The sequence below is a fragment of the Kitasatospora sp. NPDC004614 genome (genome assembly GCF_042873675.1).
Classification (GTDB): Bacteria; Actinomycetota; Actinomycetes; order Streptomycetales; family Streptomycetaceae; genus Kitasatospora.
Genome location: NZ_JBIALR010000006.1, coordinates 242,104 through 259,717 on the forward strand (window position 1 = coordinate 242,104; position 17,614 = coordinate 259,717).

The 17,614-nt window shown below is 71.5% G+C and carries 14 protein-coding genes; 3 read left to right on the forward strand and 11 right to left on the reverse strand.

Annotated features, from left to right (window positions below):
* The first annotated feature begins 10 nt into the window (after nt 1-10).
* Together ACFYST_RS16535 and ACFYST_RS16540 are read left to right on the forward strand one after the other, a co-directional pair.
* Nucleotides 11-1,120 (forward strand): alpha/beta hydrolase, encoded by a 1,110-nt coding sequence (locus tag ACFYST_RS16535; RefSeq protein WP_387862921.1) that lies wholly within the window; start codon nt 11-13, stop codon nt 1,118-1,120.
* A 206-nt stretch (nt 1,121-1,326) separates the two neighbouring features.
* On the forward strand, nt 1,327-2,823 hold the full coding sequence (locus ACFYST_RS16540) for a hypothetical protein (RefSeq protein ID WP_387646191.1): 1,497 nt from the start codon (nt 1,327-1,329) through the stop codon (nt 2,821-2,823).
* Nucleotides 2,824-2,938: 115 nt separating this feature from the next.
* Here the strand turns inward: ACFYST_RS16540 and ACFYST_RS16545 are convergent, their stop codons facing one another.
* From ACFYST_RS16545 to ACFYST_RS16585, 9 genes are all read right to left on the reverse strand, one after another.
* Nucleotides 2,939-3,817 (reverse strand): CDP-alcohol phosphatidyltransferase family protein, encoded by an 879-nt coding sequence (locus ACFYST_RS16545; RefSeq protein ID WP_387862924.1) that lies wholly within the window; start codon nt 3,815-3,817, stop codon nt 2,939-2,941.
* Complete coding sequence (locus ACFYST_RS16550) at nt 3,804-4,481, reverse strand: phosphatidylserine decarboxylase (protein ID WP_387646187.1); 678 nt, start codon at nt 4,479-4,481, stop codon at nt 3,804-3,806. The genes ACFYST_RS16545 and ACFYST_RS16550 overlap by 14 nt, the downstream gene beginning before the upstream one ends.
* 433 nt (nt 4,482-4,914) lie before the next feature.
* The gene (locus tag ACFYST_RS16555) at nt 4,915-6,117 is read right to left on the reverse strand and encodes an acyl-CoA dehydrogenase family protein (RefSeq protein WP_380486031.1); all 1,203 of its coding nucleotides are present in this window, start codon (nt 6,115-6,117) and stop codon (nt 4,915-4,917) included.
* Nucleotides 6,118-6,253: 136 nt separating this feature from the next.
* The gene (locus tag ACFYST_RS16560) at nt 6,254-6,751 is read right to left on the reverse strand and encodes a MaoC family dehydratase (protein ID WP_387646653.1); all 498 of its coding nucleotides are present in this window, start codon (nt 6,749-6,751) and stop codon (nt 6,254-6,256) included.
* A 2-nt stretch (nt 6,752-6,753) separates the two neighbouring features.
* Entirely contained in the window at nt 6,754-7,713 is a 960-nt protein-coding gene (locus ACFYST_RS16565) for an HpcH/HpaI aldolase/citrate lyase family protein (RefSeq protein ID WP_387646182.1), read from the reverse strand.
* A gap of 23 nt (nt 7,714-7,736) precedes the next feature.
* Nucleotides 7,737-9,761 (reverse strand): protein meaA, encoded by a 2,025-nt coding sequence (locus ACFYST_RS16570; RefSeq protein WP_387646180.1) that lies wholly within the window; start codon nt 9,759-9,761, stop codon nt 7,737-7,739.
* Nucleotides 9,761-11,098: a crotonyl-CoA carboxylase/reductase gene (gene ccrA, locus ACFYST_RS16575; protein ID WP_387862927.1), complete on the reverse strand. Its 1,338-nt coding sequence runs from the start codon at nt 11,096-11,098 to the stop codon at nt 9,761-9,763. The genes ACFYST_RS16570 and ccrA overlap by 1 nt, the downstream gene beginning before the upstream one ends.
* A gap of 368 nt (nt 11,099-11,466) precedes the next feature.
* Nucleotides 11,467-12,378, reverse strand: coding sequence for a TetR family transcriptional regulator (locus tag ACFYST_RS16580; RefSeq protein WP_387646174.1), 912 nt, complete (start codon nt 12,376-12,378; stop codon nt 11,467-11,469).
* Nucleotides 12,379-12,572: 194 nt separating this feature from the next.
* The gene (locus ACFYST_RS16585) at nt 12,573-14,348 is read right to left on the reverse strand and encodes a 3-hydroxyacyl-CoA dehydrogenase family protein (RefSeq protein WP_387862929.1); all 1,776 of its coding nucleotides are present in this window, start codon (nt 14,346-14,348) and stop codon (nt 12,573-12,575) included.
* 367 nt (nt 14,349-14,715) lie between these two features.
* Here ACFYST_RS16585 and ACFYST_RS16590 point away from each other — a divergent pair, with 367 nt between their 5' ends.
* Nucleotides 14,716-15,282, forward strand: a complete 567-nt coding sequence (locus ACFYST_RS16590; RefSeq protein WP_387862932.1) for a Uma2 family endonuclease — start codon at nt 14,716-14,718, stop codon at nt 15,280-15,282.
* Nucleotides 15,283-15,340: 58 nt separating this feature from the next.
* Here ACFYST_RS16590 and ACFYST_RS16595 read toward each other — a convergent pair whose 3' ends face one another.
* Nucleotides 15,341-16,828, reverse strand: a complete 1,488-nt coding sequence (locus tag ACFYST_RS16595) for an MFS transporter (protein ID WP_387862935.1) — start codon at nt 16,826-16,828, stop codon at nt 15,341-15,343.
* Between the two features lie 123 nt (nt 16,829-16,951).
* Nucleotides 16,952-17,584 (reverse strand): TetR/AcrR family transcriptional regulator, encoded by a 633-nt coding sequence (locus ACFYST_RS16600; RefSeq protein ID WP_387646164.1) that lies wholly within the window; start codon nt 17,582-17,584, stop codon nt 16,952-16,954.
* Nucleotides 17,585-17,614 lie beyond the last annotated feature (30 nt).

The following is a 17,614-nucleotide window of genomic DNA, read 5'->3' on the forward strand; positions in this document are numbered from 1 at the left end:
GGAGACCGCCATGCGTTGGGGAACCGCCGCCGTTGTCGCAGCCGCCGCCGCAGGGACCGGAGCGGCGGCGTTCCTGCTGCTCGGCCGGAAGGTGTCGGACCAGGTGGTGCAGCCGGGTACGGCCGCGCCGCCGCGGGTCGAAGTGCTGGAGCTCGGGCCGGGCCGGGTGGCGCTGACCGCGGCCCCGGACACCGTCCGGCGCGGGCATTACGCGCTGGAGTGGGACGAGGGCGGCCACGCCGTGGTCGGCGAGGTGCTCGGTTCGGGCGGCGGGCGGGTCACCCGGCGGCTGGAGCGCGCCGAGTACGGGACGCTCGCCGTCGGCACCGAGGTCCGGATCACGGCCCGGGTGCTGACCGGCGACCCGCGCTCCGCGCTCGGTCTGGACTTCGTGGAGACCGCCGTGGTCGGCGAGCTGGGGGCGTTCCCGGCCTGGCGCACCCCCGGGATCCGCGGCACCTGGGCGGTGCTGATCCACGGCGCGGCCGCCGACCGTTCGCAGGCGCTGCCCGTGCTGCGGCTGCTGCACTCGCTGCGGATGCCCACGCTGACGGTCACCTACCGGGGCGACGCCGGCGCCCCCGCGTCGCCGGACGGGCTGGCGCACTTCGGCGAGACCGAGTGGCAGGACATCGACGCGGCGATCCGCACCGCGCTCGACCTCGGCGCGGGCAAGGTGGTGCTGTGCGGCTGGTCGATCGGCGCGACCATCGCGCTGCACACCGCCGCGCACTCCGCCCACCGGGGGCAGATCGGCGGACTGGTGCTGGACTCCCCGGTGCTGGACTGGGAGGAGTCGGTGCGCCGGGCGGCGGGGTGGTTCGGGGCGTCCCCGATGCTCGCCGAGCTCGGCACCCTCGCCGCGCAGGGCCGCACCGGCGTGGACCTGGCCGGCTTCGCCCGGATCTCGTCCGGCGCCGACCTCGCCTCCCCCGCACTGCTGCTGCAGAGCCCGGACGACCCGCTCACACCGTGGGCGGCGGCCCGGCGGTTCGCGTCCGATCGGGACGACCTGGTGAGCCTGCACCCGGTGCCGCACGCGCAGCACGCGGCGCTCTGGAACGCCGACCCGGCCGGGTACACCGAGGCGCTGCGCCGGTTCCTCACCCCGCTGCTGTGAGGGCCGGGCGGGAACCGGAAGCGGGCCCGCCGCGTCCTCATATCGGAGTGATCACGCTTCACGCCATGTCCATGCCGGAAAGTGGAGTTGTTCGTCCCGCTTTGGCCCGGCTTGTCCGTCCGTCGTTCGAAGGGTTCGGACAATACTCCGAGACAGCCCGGCAGCCGATGTGACAGAAGGCCCGTGCAAGGGGAAGACTGCACGGCGTGACGTCTCGGAACCCGCGCGACCGTGATGCCCCGCACCCGCCCCACCGCACCGGTGCGACGGTGACCCGTCTGCCCGGTACGGCCGTCGGGCGTGCGGAGGGCACCGTACCCGCAGCCAACCGCCGCCGGGTACCCGCCAAGCCCGGACGAGGCCGAGTGCCCGTCCCGGACGGCTTTCCCGCACCCGCCGAACTCGCCCCGCTGGCCCGCCGGATGCTCGCCGACGCGGTCCGCGTCGCCCGCTGGGCCGGCGAGCTCACCGAGGTCGACAAGCGCGGCGAACTCCTCCCCGAGGACGCCCGCGCCGCCGGCCGCGCCCTCGCCATGACGGTCGGCGCCGCCGCCAACGCCTGGGGTCAGGCGCTGCTGGTCGGCCTGGTCGAGCTCCGCGACGGCGGCGCCGGACCTGGCTGGCGGCTGCACGCCTGGGAACGCGACGACGAGGCCGTGGTCCGCGGCTGGTCCGCGCTGTTCGACGCCTGGACGCTGCTCGCCCCGGTGCCGCCCGCCGCGCTGCGCGGGGTGTTCGCCCAGCTGGCCGGCCAGGCCGTCGACCAGGCCCCGCAGCTGCTGTCCTTCCTGCACCTGGTGGACGGGCCGGTCGCCGACAGCGAACTGCTCGAACTGCTCCGCCGCGGCCTCGACGAGCGCCGCCTCGGCCCGAGCAGCGGCACCTTCCCGCTCTCTCCGGTCCCGCACGCCGCCTCCGCGGTCTCCGCGGTCCGCGGCACCTGCCGGGAGCCGCAGATCGACACCCCGCACTCGTCGGCCGACGTGGCCGCCGTGCTGGACTGGATGCTCGACGGCCTGGCCGCCGTCGGCGCGCTCGGCCGGCAGGACGAGGCCGCCGAGCTCTCCCCGCTCGGCCACTGGGCGGTGCGCGCCAAGCTGGAGGAGATCTGCACCGTCGCGCAGACCGCCGCCGGGCACATCGAACAGAGCGCCCTCGAACTGCTCAGCGCCTGCGCCGACTACAGCCCAGGACCGGCCCGCGCCGAGTTCCGGGCCTGGGTCGCCGCCCGCCCCGCCGACCGGGCCGTCGCCGAACTCCTCGAAGCCGCCCGCGGCGAGGACGCGCTGGTCCGCGGCCTGGCCTTCGAGGCACTGCGGGTGGTGGCCGGCTCCACCGCCGAGCAGGGCGTCCGGGGCGCCGTCGAGGAGCCCGTTCTGCGGCCCTACGCGCTGCTCTGGCTGGCCGAACAGCTGGACGAGGGGGGCGCCTCCCCGGCCGACGTGCTGGGCGCGGAGGACGCCGCCTGGCTGTGGGTGGACACGGCGGCCGCCGTGCTCGACCACGGCGAGACCGACCTGCTGGTCGGCCACGTCGAGGGCGCCTCTGCGGGCGAACCCGTCCGCCTGTTCAACCGCGCCCGCCAGTCCGGCCACCCGCGCGCCGCGAGCGTCCTGACGGCCGTCGCCTCCGTCCACCCCGACCCGGCAGTCGCCCGCGCCGCCCGCCGCAGCGCCTTCTCGGTCCACACCGGCGGGGCCTGATTCCCGAGCCCCGCAGGGGCGCGGGGAACTGCGCGAAGGGGAACACGACAACGAGGAAGCCGCCCTCCCGGAGAATCTCCAGGAGGGCGGCTTCCTCGCGTATCGGGCTTCGGGGCTAGCCCCGGTTCTCAGCGCGGCGGGCGCGGACCACGCCGACCTTCTCGCCGACCTTGCGGCGGATGACCAGCAGCGGCGCCATCGCGGCCAGCGCGATCTGGGCGAGCGCGCCGATGTGCATCAGGGTGTCGCCGCCGGGCAGACCCGCGGCCCAGGCCGCCAGGCAGCCGATGGAGACCACGATCCAGGCCACCGTCGCGGTGGCCAGCAGGCCCTGCGGCTTGGGGTACTCGATCCGGCTGACCATCAGGTAGGCCACGCCGAAGATCAGCAGCAGGCCGGGGACGAACGGCGGGTCGAGCAGCACGATCGCGATGACGGTCATGGCGCCCATCGGGCAGGGCATGCCCTGGAAGATCCCCGGCCGCATCTTCACGGCGGAGAACCTGGCAAGCCGCAGCACCACCGCCAGCAGCACGGTCAGCGCGATGAACGCGGACAGTTGCTGGTTGGAGCCGGTGGAGACCAGGCCCCAGACCGCGACGAAGTACGCCGGCGCGATGCCGAAGCTGATCAGGTCGGCGAGGTTGTCGAGCTCGGCGCCGAGCGCGGAGGAGCGCAGCTTGCGCGCCACCAGGCCGTCGAAGAGGTCGCACATGGCGCCGACCAGCAGCAGCGTGACGACGGTGGCCGCACTGTGCTTGACGGGCGCGTTCGACTCACCGGTGAGGTGCGGCATCAAAATGCCGGTGGTGGTCGAGTAGATGGCCAGGAAGCCGCAGACGGCGTTTCCCAGCGTCAGGAAGTCGGCGGTGGACAGGTGCTGGGGGGAGCGGGGCGCGCGGAGTTCGCGGTCCCGCGCCCAGCGGCGGCGGCGCAGGTCGGTGGATTCCTCGTCACCGAGGCCCACTAGGGTTTCCGGATCAGTCACGGTCAAGGCGAGTCACCCCGGCGGTGGTCTTCTGGCCGACCGTGACGCCAACCTCGACGCCCGCCGGCAGGTAGGTGTCGACGCGGGAGCCGAAGCGGATCAGGCCGACCCGCTCGCCCTGCTCGACCTTGGTGCCGGCGTCCATGTACGGGACGATGCGGCGGGCGACGGCGCCCGCGATCTGCACCATCTCGATGTCGCCGAGCTCGGTGTCGAAGTGCCACACGACGCGCTCGTTGCGGTCGCTGTCCTTGTTGAACGCCGGGACGAATCCACCGGCGATGTGCTCGACGGACGTCACGCTGCCGGCCAGCGGCGCGCGGTTGACGTGCACGTTGAGCGGGCTCATGAAGATCGCGACGCGGGTGCGGCCGTCCGGCCACTCGTCGATGGACTGGACCACACCGTCGGCCGGGGAGATCACTCTGCCGGCGCCGATCTCACGCTCGGGGTCGCGGAAGAACCACAGCATGCCCGCGCTGAGCGCGCAGGCCGGCACGGCCGCCAGGGCCCACTTGCCGGAGCGCCGGGTGAGGGCGGTCGTCACGGCGGCGGTGGCCAGCGTGGGAACGAACCAGGGGGTGGCACCGCGCGCAATGGTCACGCGGGGACGCCGACCCTCGGGGGCGAAACCCTGGGCGGAGGTGTGAGGGGACGGGCTGATGGGCATCGAGGACCTTTTGTCGCGGGCCCCGCGCGGGAACACTGAATGGCCCCTGGACGAGGGCCACCGCGGGGATCGAGTTGTGTGGGACGGCTGCTGTCCCGGTGGATGCTATCGGGACCTGCCGGTATCTGGGCAAGCCGCCTGCTAGTCGAACTACGCCTGCCTGCCGAGTCGGGCACCTGCTATGTGTACGACCGTAACCGGACTGGGTCCGGTTCCCCAAGAGGTCCCGGGTCACGGGTGATTCACGTCTCAGTGACACGCCGGTCACAGGCAGTGCGGGGAAGCGGCCGCCCGGCGCGTACCTGGGGAAACGCGCCGGGCGACCGCATCAAGTGCCGTGCCCGCCTGGTCCGGCTGACCAGGCCGGGGCTGGCACGGACGGGCCGGCGGCGGGCCCGCACGCCCGCCTTTCCGGCCCGGTATCAGGACGGTCTCAGTCGGCGAGCCGGTACTCCTCGAGCAGACGGCGTCCCACGATCATCTTCTGGATCTCCGCCGTACCTTCACCGATCAGCAGCATCGGGGCCTCCCGGTACAGCCGCTCGATCTCGTACTCCTTGGAGAAGCCGTAGCCGCCGTGGATCCGGAACGAGTCCTCGACGACCTCCTTGCAGTACTCGGAGGCCAGGTACTTCGCCATGCCGGCCTCGAGGTCGTTGCGCTGCCCGCTGTCCTTCTTACGGGCGGCCATCACCATCATCTGGTGCGCGGCCTCGACCTTGGTGGCCATCTCGGCGAGCTTGAACTGGATCGCCTGGTGCTCGGCGATCTTCTTGCCGAAGGTGGTGCGCTGCTGGGCGTACGCGATGCCCAGCTCGAACGCCCGGCGGGCCACGCCGCAGCCGCGGGCGGCCACGTTGACCCGGCCGACCTCGACGCCGTCCATCATCTGGTAGAAGCCCTTGCCGGGGACGCCGCCGAGGATCCGGTCCGCCGGGATGCGGACGTCCTGGAGCACCAGCTCGGTGGTGTCGACGCCCTTGTAGCCCATCTTCTCGATCTTGCCGGGCACGGTGAGGCCGGGGACGGTCTCGTTCGGCCCGAAGCCCGGGGTCTTCTCGATCAGGAAGGTGGTCATGTTCTTGTAGGGCGTGTTGCCGCCCTCGTCGGTCTTGCACAGCACCGCGACGACGCTGGACGTGCCGCCGTTGGTCAGCCACATCTTCTGGCCGTTCAGGACGTAGAAGTCCCCGTCCTTGACGCCCTTGGTGGAGATCGCCGAGACGTCGGAGCCGAGGCCCGGCTCGGACATCGAGAAGGCGCCGCGCAGCTCGCCGGCGGCCATCTTCGGCAGGAAGTAGTCCTTCTGTTCCTGGGTGCCGTGCGCGTTGATCATGTGCGCCACGATGAAGTGGGTGTTGACGATGCCGGAGACCGACATCCAGCCGCGGGCGATCTCCTCCACCACCAGGGCGTAGGTGAGCAGCGACTCGCCGAGGCCGCCGAACTCCTCGGGGATGGTCAGCCCGAACAGGCCGAGCTGCTTCATGCCCTCGACGATGGCGGTCGGGTACTCGTCCTTGTGCTCCAGCTCGGTCGCGACCGGAATGATCTCCTTGTCGACGAACTCCCGCACGGTGGCGAGGATGTCCCGCTGGATCTCGGTGAGGCCGTCGGTCTGTGCGAGGCGTCCCATCGTGCGGCTCCGTGACTGCTCAAGAGGGTTGGGGGTTGGGGGGCTCCGCGGCGCGTGGCTGCCGCGGAGCCCCCGGGAACCGGGTAGGGGCTGGGCCGATGACGGCGGCCCGCCCGTCCGGGGTCTGGAAGGGGCGTCAGGCCAGCGGCTCGGGGCGACCGGGCTGCTCGCCGCCGCGCTCCTTGATGTACGTCTCGGTCGGCACCATCACCTTGCGGCGGAAGATGCAGACGACCGTGCCGTCCTGCTTGTAGCCCTTGGTCTCGACGTAGACGATGCCGCGGTCCGGCTTCGAGGTGAGGTTCTTGTCGAGAACGGTGGTCTCGCCGTAGATGGTGTCGCCGTGGAAGGTCGGCGCGATGTGGCGCAGCGACTCGATCTCCAGGTTGGCGATCGCCTTGCCGGAGACGTCCGGGACGGACATGCCCAGCAGCAACGAGTAGATGTAGTTGCCGACCACCACGTTCTTGCCCTGCACGGTGGTGGTCGCGTAGTTGGCGTCCATGTGCAGCGGGTGGTGGTTCATGGTCAGCAGGCAGAAGAGATGGTCGTCGTACTCGGTGACGGTCTTCCCGGGCCAGTGCTTGTAGACCGCGCCGACCTCGAACTCCTCGTAGGTGCGTCCGAACTGCATGGTCACGCCTCCGGGATCTCGAACTTGCTGGTGCGCTGCATGCCCGCGGCACGGCCCTTGCCGGCGATGACCAGGGCCATCTTGCGGCTGGCCTCGTCGATCATCTCGTCGCCGAGCATCGCCGAGCCCTTGGCGCCGCCCGCCTCGGAGGTGCACCAGTCGTAGGCGTCGAGGATCAGCTCGGCGTGGTCGTAGTCGTCCTGGCCGGGCGAGTAGATCTCGTTCGCGGCGGCGACCTGGTCCGGGTGCAGCACCCACTTGCCGTCGAAGCCGAGGGCGGCGGAGCGGCGGGCGACCTCGCGGTAGCCCTCCTGGTTGCGGATCTGCAGGTAGGGGCCGTCGATGGCCTGCAGGTCGTTGGCGCGGGCGGCCATCAGGATGCGCATCAGGATGTAGTGGTAGGCGTCGGCGCCGTAGCCGGGCGGCTGCTCGCCGACCACCAGGGACTTCATGTTGATGGAGGCCATGAAGTCGGCCGGGCCGAAGATGATGGTCTCCAGACGCGGCGAGGCGGCGGCGATCGCGTCGACGTTGATCAGGCCCTTGGCGTTCTCGATCTGCGCCTCGATGCCGATCTTGCCGACCTCCAGGCCGACGGTCTTCTCGATCTGGGTGAGCAGCAGGTCCAGCGCGATCACCTGCTGGGCGTCCTGCACCTTGGGCAGCATGATGCAGTCCAGGTTCTGGCCGGCGCCCTCGACGACGGTGATGACGTCGCGGTAGGTCCAGTGCGTGGTCCAGTCGTTGACCCGGACGACCCGGGTCTTGCCGCCCCAGTCACCGTTGTTCAGGGCGTCCACGATGGTGTGGCGGGCGCCTTCCTTGGCCAGCGGGGCGCAGGCGTCCTCCAGGTCCAGGAAGACCTGGTCGGCGGGCAGGCCCTGGGCCTTCTCCAGGAAGCGCGGGTTGCTGCCCGGTACGGCCAGGCAGGAACGGCGCGGACGGAGGCGGTTCACAGTCATTTTGAGAGGTGTTCCTTCCGGGGTCAGCTGGTCGCGGCGGTGGTCGCGGCCCACGGCTGAAGCCTGTTGGCCAGCCGGATCTCGTCCACGATCCGGCCGATGATGGTGGTGATGCCGAAGTCCTTGGGTGTGAACACGGCAGCGACTCCGGCGGCCTTGAGGGCCTCGGCATCCGCTGCGGGGATGATTCCACCCACGATCACCGGCACATCCTCCACCCCCGCGCGGCGCAGCCGCTGCAGGACGTCGGGCACCAGCTCGGGGTGCGCTCCGGAGAGGATGGACAGGCCCACGCAGTGCACGTCCTCCGCGACAGCGGCGGAGACGATCTGCTCGGGCGTCAGACGGATGCCCTGGTAGACCACCTCGAAACCGGCGTCGCGGGCCCGGACGGCGATCTGCTCGGCGCCGTTGGAGTGCCCGTCCAGGCCGGGCTTGCCGACCAGCAGGCGGAGCTTGCCGGTGCCGAGCTCGGCGGCGGTGGCGGCCACGGCCTCGCGGACGGCGGCGAGTTCGCCGCCCGGCTCGGCGGCGACCGCGACCGGCGCGCCGCCGACCCCGGTGGGGGCGCGGTACTCGCCGAACACCTCGCGCAGCGCGAACGACCACTCGCCGGTGGTGGCGCCGGCCCGGGCGCAGGCCAGGGTGGCGTCCATCAGGTTCTCCTCGGTGACGGCCACCTCCTTGAGGCGGGCCAGCGCGGTCTGCACCGCGGCCTCGTCCCGACTGCCGCGCCAGGCCTCCAGGTTGGCCAGCACGGAGCGCTCGGACGCCGGGTCGACCACCATGATGGCGGTGTCCAGGTCGGCGGTGAGCGGGCTTTCCTCGGTGGTGTCGAAGCAGTTGACGCCGACGATCCGGTCCTCGCCGGCCTCGATCCGGGCCCGCCGGGCGGCGTGCGAGGCCACCAGGTTGGACTTCAGGTAGCCGGACTCGACGGCCGGGATCACCCCGCCCATCCCCAGCACCTTGGCGATCTCCGCCTCGGCGCCGGCCAGCAGCTCCTCGGTCTTCTCCTCGACCACGTGCGAGCCGTTGAACAGGTCGCCGTACTCCAGCAGGTCCGACTCGTACGCCAGCACCTGCTGGATCCGCAGCGACCACTGCTGGTCCCACGGCCGCGGCAGGCCCAACGCCTCGTTCCAGGCCGGGAGTTGGACGGCACGCGCGCGGGCGTCCTTGGACAGCGTGACGGCCAGCATCTCCAGCACGATGCGCTGGACGTTGTTCTCCGGCTGCGCCTCGGTCAGGCCCAGCGAGTTGACCTGCACGCCGTAGCGGAAGCGCCGCTGCTTGGCGTCCTCGATGCCGTAGCGCTCGCGGGTGACCTTCTCCCAGAGCCGGGTGAAGGCCCGCATCTTGCACATCTCCTCGACGAAGCGGACGCCCGCGTTGACGAAGAAGGAGATCCGGGCGACCACCTCGCCCATCCGCTCGGCCGGGACCTGCCCGGAGTCGCGGACGGCGTCCAGGACGGCGATCGCCGTGCACATCGAGTAGGCGATCTCCTGGACCGGGGTGGCCCCGGCCTCCTGCAGGTGGTAGCTGCAGATGTTGATCGGGTTCCACTTCGGGATGTGCGCCACCGTGTAGGCGATCATGTCGGTGATCAGCCGCACCGACGGGCCGGGCGGGAAGACGTGCGTCCCGCGCGACAGGTACTCCTTGACGATGTCGTTCTGGGTGGTGCCGGTGAGCTTGGCGATGTCCGCGCCCTGCTCCTCGGCGACCACCTGGTACAGCGCCAGCAGCCACATGGCGGTGGCGTTGATGGTCATCGAGGTGTTGGTGCGCTCCAGCGGGATCCCGTCGAACAGGGTCCGCATGTCGCCCAGGTGCCCGACCGGCACGCCGACCCGGCCGACCTCGCCGCGGGCGAGGACGTGGTCGGAGTCGTAGCCGGTCTGGGTCGGCAGGTCGAAGGCCACCGACAGGCCGGTCTGGCCCTTGGCGAGGTTGCGCCGGTACAGCGCGTTGGAGTCGCTCGCGGTGGAGTGGCCGGCGTACGTGCGCATCAGCCAGGGGCGGTCGCGTTCCTGAGCAGCCATCAGATGTCCCGGAAGAGATTGATCTTGTCGAGGTGCTTGGCGCGGAACTCGTGGTCGCGCACGCCCAGGCCCTCCTGCGGGGCCAGGCAGAGCACGCCGACCTTGCCCTGGTGCTTGTTGTGGTGCACGTCGAGGGCGGCCTGGCCGGTCTCCTCCAGCGTGTACACCTTGGACAGGGTCGGGTGGATCTTGCCCTTGGCGATCAGGCGGTTGGCCTCGAACGCCTCGCGGTAGTTGGCGAAGTGCGAGCCGACGATGCGCTTCAGCGACATCCACAGGTAGCGGTTGTCGTACTGGTGCATGTAGCCGGAGGTGGAGGCGCAGGTGACGATGGTGCCGCCCTTGCGGGTGACGTAGACGGACGCGCCGAAGGTCTCCCGGCCCGGGTGCTCGAAGACGATGTCGACGTCCTCGCCGCCGGTGAACTCGCGGATCTTCGCGCCGAGGCGCTTCCACTCGCGCGGGTCCTGGTTGTTCTCGTCCTTCCAGAACTTGTAGCCCTCGGCGGACCGGTCGATGATCGCCTCGGCGCCCATGGCCCGGCAGATGTCGGCCTTGGCGTCGTTGGAGACCACGCAGATCGGGGTGGCGCCGCCGGCCAGCGCGTACTGGGTGGCGTACGAGCCGAGGCCGCCGCTGGCGCCCCAGATCAGCACGTTGTCGCCCTGCTTCATGCCGGCGCCGTTGCGGCTCACCAGCTGGCGGTAGGCGGTGGAGTTGACCAGGCCCGGGGAGGCGGCCTCCTCCCAGGTGAGGTGCTTGGGCTTGGGCAGCAGCTGGTTGGTCTTCACCAGCGCGAGGTGGGCCAGGCCGCCGAAGTTGGTCTCGAAGCCCCAGATGCGCTGCTCCGGGTCCATCATCGTGTCGTTGTGGCCGTCGGCGGACTCCAGCTCGACGGACAGGCAGTGCGCGACGACCTCGTCGCCGGGCTGCCAGGCGTTGACGCCGGCGCCGGTGCGCAGCACCACGCCCGCCAGGTCGGAGCCGACCACGTGGTACGGCAGGTCGTGGCGCTTCGTCAGCGGGGAGAGCCGGCCGTAGCGCTCCAGGAAGGAGAAGGTGGAGACCGGCTCGAAGATCGAGCTCCACACGGTGTTGTAGTTGACGGCGCTGGCCATCACGGCGACCAGGGCCTCGCCCGGGCCGACCTCGGGCAGCGCGACGTCGTCCAGGTGGAGCGACTTGCGCGGGTCCTTGTCGCGGCTGGCGAGGCCGGCGAACATCTGCTCCTCGTCCTTGTGGAGCGTCACGGCCCGGTAGGACTCGGGCAGCGCGAGGCCCGCGTAGTCGGCGGACGTGGCGTTGCCGCTGAGGATCGCGTCGAGAATTTCCTGCATGGCTGCCTCCGAAGGCGTACCTGTGCGAGGGTCACAGGGCGTCTGGGGGAGCCGGGAGCGGACACCGGCTTCGCTGAGGGTCTGAGGATGGGTACTGCGGTGGTGCGACGGATGGGTGGAGTCGCGGGTGCACGTCCCCCAGGTGGGAGGACACCGGACGACGGCGCGCCGAGGTGGGGAGCCGCGGCGCCGCGACCGGTGGCAACAAAGTAGTGGCACCCTGTGCCACTCGTAAAGACACAGGGTGCCAACTTCTGGCGTGAGCCAGGACACGCGGCTCAGGGGGTTGACGGGAACACGCGAAGGCCCGTTCCCGAAACCGGGAACGGGCCTTCGATTCTGTCTGTCACCTGCGGAAACTGCCTGGATTACAGGGCACTTCGCCCGGCCAGCGCGGCCCGGATCGAATCCACCACGGTCTCCAGCGGGGCATCCGTGCGGGCCACTGTGATCAGCACCTCACCGCCCGGGCTGGCACTCAGTGCGCTCACGGCCGCCGGGTCCTCCGGCGGCACTCCGTCACCATTGGCACCCGGTGCCAAGGTGGTTCCGCGGCGGCGGGCACCGCTCGGCGGGGTCGGCCAGAACGTCCCCCGGATCACCTCGAAGGAGTGGTCGAGCTGCGCCTCCACGTCGCCGTACCCGCCGGCCCGCAGCCAGCGCCGCAGCACGTGGTTGTGCGCCGCGACCACCGCTGCCGCCGACACCTCGGCCAGCATCGAGTCGTCGTCCCCGCCGCGCTGCCAGCCCGGCGGGGTCTGCTCGGCCGCGTCGAACCGGCCCAGCAGGTACCGGGTGAACAGCCGCTCGTACCGGGAGACCACCGCGATCTCCCGCTCGCGCAGCGCCGGAACCTGCCGGATCAGCTGGTAGCGGGCCACCGACATGTCCGGGGTGGAGGCGTACATCCGCAGCACCTCCTTGATGCCCCGGCACACCACGTCCAGCGGGTGCTCCTCCGGCTCCGCGCTGGCCAGCAGGTCCGCCACCCGCACCAGGGTGTCGTCGTGGTCCGGGAAGATCGCCTCCTCCTTCGACCGGAAGTACCGGAAGAAGGTGCGCCGCGCCACGCCGGCGGCGGCCGCGATCTGATCGACCGTCGTCTCCTCGTACCCCTGGGTGGCGAACAGCTGCATGGCCGCTGCCGTGAGGTCCTGGCGCATCTGCAGCCGCTGGGCGGCGGCCCGGCGACTGCCCGGCCCGGACTCCACCCCCGACCGCGACTGGTCCGGCCCGGCGGCCGGCTGCTGCTGCTGGGAAAGCGAGGTCTGGCGATCCATGTCCGGAACGCTACACGCACCCGGTGCCGCCGCCGCCGGCCTGGCCCTGCGCACCGGCACCGAGGGCGGCACCACGGCGGGCCGCGGCCACCGCGAGGAGACCGCGCCGGACCCCCACGGGGGCCTCGGCGCAGCCGGGTTGACGCCCCCGGCGGGCGACGGCCGCGGGCTCGGCGAGGACGCCGGACGGCCGGTCATCGCCGCGCGTGGTCGCGGAAACCGCGGCCGGTCTTGCGGCCCAGGCAGCCCGCCGCCACCAGGTGCTCCAGCAGCGGCGCGGCCGCCAGACCCGGCTCCCGGAACTCTTGGTGCAGCACCTTCTCGATGGTCAGCGACACGTCCAGGCCCACCACGTCCAGCAGCTCGAACGGGCCCATCGGGTAGCCGCAGCCCAGCTTCATCGCGGTGTCGATGTCGTCCACCGTCGCGTAGTGCTCCTCCAGCATCCGCACCGCGTCGTTCAGGTACGGGAACAGCAGCGCGTTCACGATGAAACCGGCCCGGTCGCCGCACTCCACCGGGTGCTTCTTCACCTTCCCGCACAGCTCCAGCACCGTCGCCGTGACGTCCTCGGCCGTCAGCACCGTGGAGACCACCTCGACCAGCTTCATGGCCGGCGCCGGGTTGAAGAAGTGCATGCCGATCACGTCCTGCGGACGGCCGGTCGCCGTCGCGCAGGAGATCACCGGCAGCGAGGAGGTGGTGGTGGCCAGCACCGCGCCCGGCTTGACGATCTTGTCCAGGGTGGTGAACAGCTCGCGCTTCACCGCGAGGTCCTCCGCCACCGCCTCCACCACCAGATCGACGTCCGCCAGATCCTGGTAGCCGCCGGTCGGGGTGACCAGCGCCAGCGCCGCGTCCCGGGCCTGCTCGGTCAGCCGGCCCTTGGCCACCGAACGCTCCAGCGACTTCGCCAGCTGCGCCTTCGCCCGCTCCGCCTTCTCCTGGCTGCGGGCCGCCAGCAGCACCGGGAAGCCCGCCTTCGCGAACACCTCCACGATGCCGGTCGCCATCGTCCCGCTGCCGCACACGCCGACACTGCGCACCTCGCGGCCGGCCGGACGGGCCTTTGCCTCCGAGGCCTCCTCGGCGATCACGTGGGACGAACCCGGGGCCTCGTACGTGTAGAAACCGCGGCCCGACTTGCGGCCCAGCAGACCCGCCGCGACCAGCTGGCCGAGGATCGGCGCCGGGGCGTGCAGCCGGTCCCGGGACTGCTCGTACATCGCCTCCAGCACGGTGCGGGCGGTGTCCACACCGATCAGGTCCAGCAGCGCGAGCGGGCCCATCGGCAGGCCGCAGCCCAGCCGCATCGCCGCGTCGATGTCCTCCCGGGTCGCGTACCGGGACTCGAACATCGCCGCCGCCTGGTTCAGGTACGCGAACAGCAGACCATTGGCGATGAAGCCCGCCCGGTCGCCCGCCGCGACCGGCTCCTTGCCCAGGTCGCGCGCCAACTCGGCGACCTGCGAGGCCGCCTGAGGCGACGTCAGCACGGTGCGGACCACCTCGACCAGCTTCATGGTGTGCACCGGGTTGAAGAAGTGCACCCCCAGCACCCGCTCCGGGCGGGCGGTGGCCGCCGCGATCCGGGTCACGCTCAGCGCGGTGGTGCCGGTCGCCAGCACCGTCTCCGGCGGGCAGATCCGGTCCAGCTCGGCGAACAGACCACGCTTCAGCTCAAGGTCCTCCGGGACCTCCTCGATCACCAGATCCGCCTGCGCGGCCGCCGCCAGGTCGTCGCCGACCTCGATCAGCGCGAGCAGCGCGGCGCGCTCCTCGGCAGTCAGCCGCTCACGCGCCACCGCCCGGGCGGTGGACGCCTCGATCCGGGCCAGCGCCCGCGCCGCCTGCGACGGACCGGCCTCCACGCCGATCACCCGCCGGCCACTACGGGCCACCGCCACAGCCACCCCGGCACCCATGGTGCCCAGGCCGACCACGGCAACAGTGGGGAAGGGACGCTCCATTGACCAGACTCCTTAGTCATGGGCCCGCGCCGACGGCCCCCGCCACCTGCCCGGCATGCCGGGGGTACGACGGGGGAGGGTGCGCCGACGGCGCGGGAGAAAAGGGGAACGGAAGAAGAACAGCGGCGACCCCGCGCTACGGACCGGTCCGCTCCGGTTCCGTCGAGGGGCAGTGCCGTGGTGCTCAGGCGCTCCGACAGATCATGAAGCGACGCCGACGCGCACACACACAGAGAGAAGAACGCAGCCACCCGGTGCGGCTCCCGAAGCCCGGCGCTGGCGCGTGCCGACACTGTAGCCCAGCTACTGGCGGGTAGGAAGAGGCAAACGCGCTTCGCGCGACGGCGGTTGCCCCTACCTTGCCCGCATGACCAGCGAACATCCGCAGATGTTCCCCAGCCAGTTCGAAACGATCGCGGAAGCGGCGGAGAGACACGACGTGACATTCGAGTTCGTCACCGGAAGGCTCCGGGTCAAGCCGATGCCCGACGGCGACCACGCCGAGATCGTCATGTGGCTGATCGAGTGCTGCATGACGCAGCGGCCGGATCTCCGCCTCTACCCCGGGCGGCGCGTGCTGCTCTCCGGTGACTGCCGCACCAAACCCGACGCAGTGCTTTCCCACCGGCGCGCGTTCGCCGCCCAGGGGGAGTGGTCCGATCCGGCGGAGGTGCTGATGGCGGTCGAGGTGACCTCCCACGATCCGCACGCCAACAGGTGTGACCGGGAGGAGAAACCGGTGGCCTACGCCAAGGCCGGCATCCCGGTTTTCCTTCTGGTCGACCGGGAGGCCGGGGCCGTCACGGTGTTCAGCGAGCCCGGGGGTGGCCGCTACGGAAGCGTCGTGACCCTCACCCACGGGCACACCGTGGAGGTGCCGGAACCGGTGAACGTCACTCTCGACACCGAAGTCCTCAAGGAATTCGTCCGCTGACACGCGAAACGGCCCGCCCGGAGGGTTCCGGGCGGGCCGTTCGTTGTGCGGTGTCGGGTCAGTGGGCCATGACCGGGACGGCGTCCTCGATCTCGGACTTGGACGCGTGGTGTTCGGGCTTGCCCGCGTTGATCAGGGTGAAGGCGGTGAGGGAGGCCAGGGCCAGGATGCCTACGGCCCACCAGATGGCGGTGGAGTAGGAGTGGACCTGGGCCTGGAGGGCGAACAGCTGCGGGTCGGTGGCGGTGGCGGCGTGGGCCTTGGCCCACTCGGTGCCGGCGCTGTGGGCGACGGTGCTGAGCAGGGCGGTGCCGATCGCGCCGCCGACCTGCTGGGAGGTGTTGACCATCGCGGAGGCGACGCCCGCGTCGCGGGGCTGGACGCCGTAGGTGGCCAGGCTCATGGCGGGCATGAAGGCGGTGCCCATGCCGAGGCCCATCAGGATCAGGCCGGGCAGGATCTGCCAGTACGAGGTGCCGACCTCGATCCGGGTGAGGATCAACAGGCCGAGCGAGGCGACCAGGAAGCCGGGCGCCATCAGGTAGCGGGCCGGGATCCGGGTCATCAGGCGGGCGCCGATCTGGGTGGAGCCGGTGATCATGCCGGCCACCATCGGGAGGAAGGCCAGGCCGTTGACGACCGGCTTGTAGTGCAGCACGCCCTGCATGTAGAGGGTGAGGAAGAGGAACAGGCCGAACATGCCGATCACGGCCATGCCGAGCGAGAGGTAGACGCCGCCGCGGTTGCGGTCGGTGAGCACGCGCAGCGGCAGCAGCGGGGCCTTGACCCGGCTCTCGACCACGACGAACGCGGCGAGCAGCACCGCGGCGGCGACGAACAGGCCGATGGTGGAGCCGTCGCCCCAGCCGGCGCTCTCGGCGCGGGTGAAGCCGTAGACCAGGGAGACCAGGCCGGTGGTGACCAGCAGCACGCCGGGGATGTCGAGGCGGTTGCGGTTCAGGCTGCCGGCGGGCTCGCGGATGACCAGGACCGCGCCGGCGATGGCGACCGCCGCGAACGGGATGTTGATGTAGAAGGTCCAGCGCCAGTTCAGGTACTCGGTGAGGGCGCCGCCCAGGATCAGGCCGAGCGCGCCGCCACCGCCGGCCACCGCGCCGTAGATGCCGAACGCCTTGGCGCGCTCCTTGCCGTCCGAGAACATCACGGCGAGCAGCGACAGCGCGGCGGGGGCGAGCAGCGCGCCGAACACGCCCTGGAGGGCGCGGGCGCCGAGCAGCATGGCGGTGTTGACGGCGGCGCCGCCGATCGCGGAGGCCGCGGCGAAGCCGACCAGGCCGAGGATGAAGGTCCGGCGGCGGCCCCACAGGTCGGCGACCCGGCCGCCGAACAGCAGCAGTCCGCCGAAGGCCAGGGCGTAGGCCGTGATGACCCACTGGGTGGTGCTGTCGGCGAAGCCGAGGTCTTCCTTGGCGCTCGGGAGCGCGATGTTCACCACGGTCGCGTCGAGGACGACCATCAACTGGGCCAGCGCGATGAACATCAACGCCTTCCAGCGGCGCGGATCCGGCTGGAGGGTTTCGGACATGGAGGTACCCACCTGTGAGTGCGAGAGAGCGTACGAAGCGTGCGAAAACTGGCAGGCGGCCCGGTCGGGCGCCTGTCGGAAGAATGGGAGTGCCGGGGGTCGGCGGCCTGGAACGGCGGGGTTTCAGGCGCGCTGGCTGAGGTCCTCCATGGTCACGGCGTGGCCGGGCAGGGCGGACGGGGAGAGGGTGCGCAGTCCGTCCAGCAGGATCTGCAGGTGACGGTGGACCAGCGGGTGCAGGTCGAGGCAGTCGGCTCCGGGGAGCGGGCGGGTGAGCTGGGCGACGGCGACCACCAGGTCGCCCGCCCCGATGTCGGTGCGGAGCAGTCCGTCGGCCTGCGCGCGGGTGATCAGGTCTTCGGTGGCCTGCTTCATCTCGGCGCGGGCGTCGGTGAGTTCGGGGTCGTGCGGGTCGATGGTGCCGGACAGCAGGGAGCACAGCGCGCCGATCCGTTCGTCGGCGGCGGCGTGCACGAAGCGGCTGAGCGCGGCGAAGGAGTCGGGCTCCTCGGCGGTGGCCGCGTGCGCGTGCGCCACGATCCGGTCGATGACGGCGAGCGACACCTGGTGGATCAGCGTCCGGCGGTCGGCGAAGTTCCGGTACAGCGTGGCGTTGCCGACGCCGGCCCGGCGGGCGATCTCGTCGAGCGGGGCCATCGCCCCGTGGTCGACGAAGGCCTCGCGGGCGGCGGCGACGATGCGCGCCCGGTTGCGGGTGGCGTCCGCGCGCCGGCGGGGAGCGGTGACGGTGGTCATGGTGCGGTGCTCCCTTCGAGCGGGCGGAGA

Coding starts and splice junctions, on each gene's coding strand:
- ACFYST_RS16535 (WP_387862921.1), top strand. CDS start 11: ATGCGTTGGGGAACCGCCGCCGTTGTCGCAGCCGCCGCCGCAGGGACC.
- ACFYST_RS16550 (WP_387646187.1), bottom strand. CDS start 4,481: ATGCCCATCAGCCCGTCCCCTCACACCTCCGCCCAGGGTTTCGCCCCC.
- ACFYST_RS16555 (WP_380486031.1), bottom strand. CDS start 6,117: ATGGGACGCCTCGCACAGACCGACGGCCTCACCGAGATCCAGCGGGAC.
- ACFYST_RS16560 (WP_387646653.1), bottom strand. CDS start 6,751: ATGCAGTTCGGACGCACCTACGAGGAGTTCGAGGTCGGCGCGGTCTAC.
- ACFYST_RS16565 (WP_387646182.1), bottom strand. CDS start 7,713: ATGACTGTGAACCGCCTCCGTCCGCGCCGTTCCTGCCTGGCCGTACCG.
- ACFYST_RS16570 (WP_387646180.1), bottom strand. CDS start 9,761: ATGGCTGCTCAGGAACGCGACCGCCCCTGGCTGATGCGCACGTACGCC.
- ccrA (WP_387862927.1), bottom strand. CDS start 11,098: ATGCAGGAAATTCTCGACGCGATCCTCAGCGGCAACGCCACGTCCGCC.
- ACFYST_RS16580 (WP_387646174.1), bottom strand. CDS start 12,378: ATGGATCGCCAGACCTCGCTTTCCCAGCAGCAGCAGCCGGCCGCCGGG.
- ACFYST_RS16585 (WP_387862929.1), bottom strand. CDS start 14,348: ATGGAGCGTCCCTTCCCCACTGTTGCCGTGGTCGGCCTGGGCACCATG.
- ACFYST_RS16590 (WP_387862932.1), top strand. CDS start 14,716: ATGACCAGCGAACATCCGCAGATGTTCCCCAGCCAGTTCGAAACGATC.
- ACFYST_RS16595 (WP_387862935.1), bottom strand. CDS start 16,828: ATGTCCGAAACCCTCCAGCCGGATCCGCGCCGCTGGAAGGCGTTGATG.
- ACFYST_RS16600 (WP_387646164.1), bottom strand. CDS start 17,584: ATGACCACCGTCACCGCTCCCCGCCGGCGCGCGGACGCCACCCGCAAC.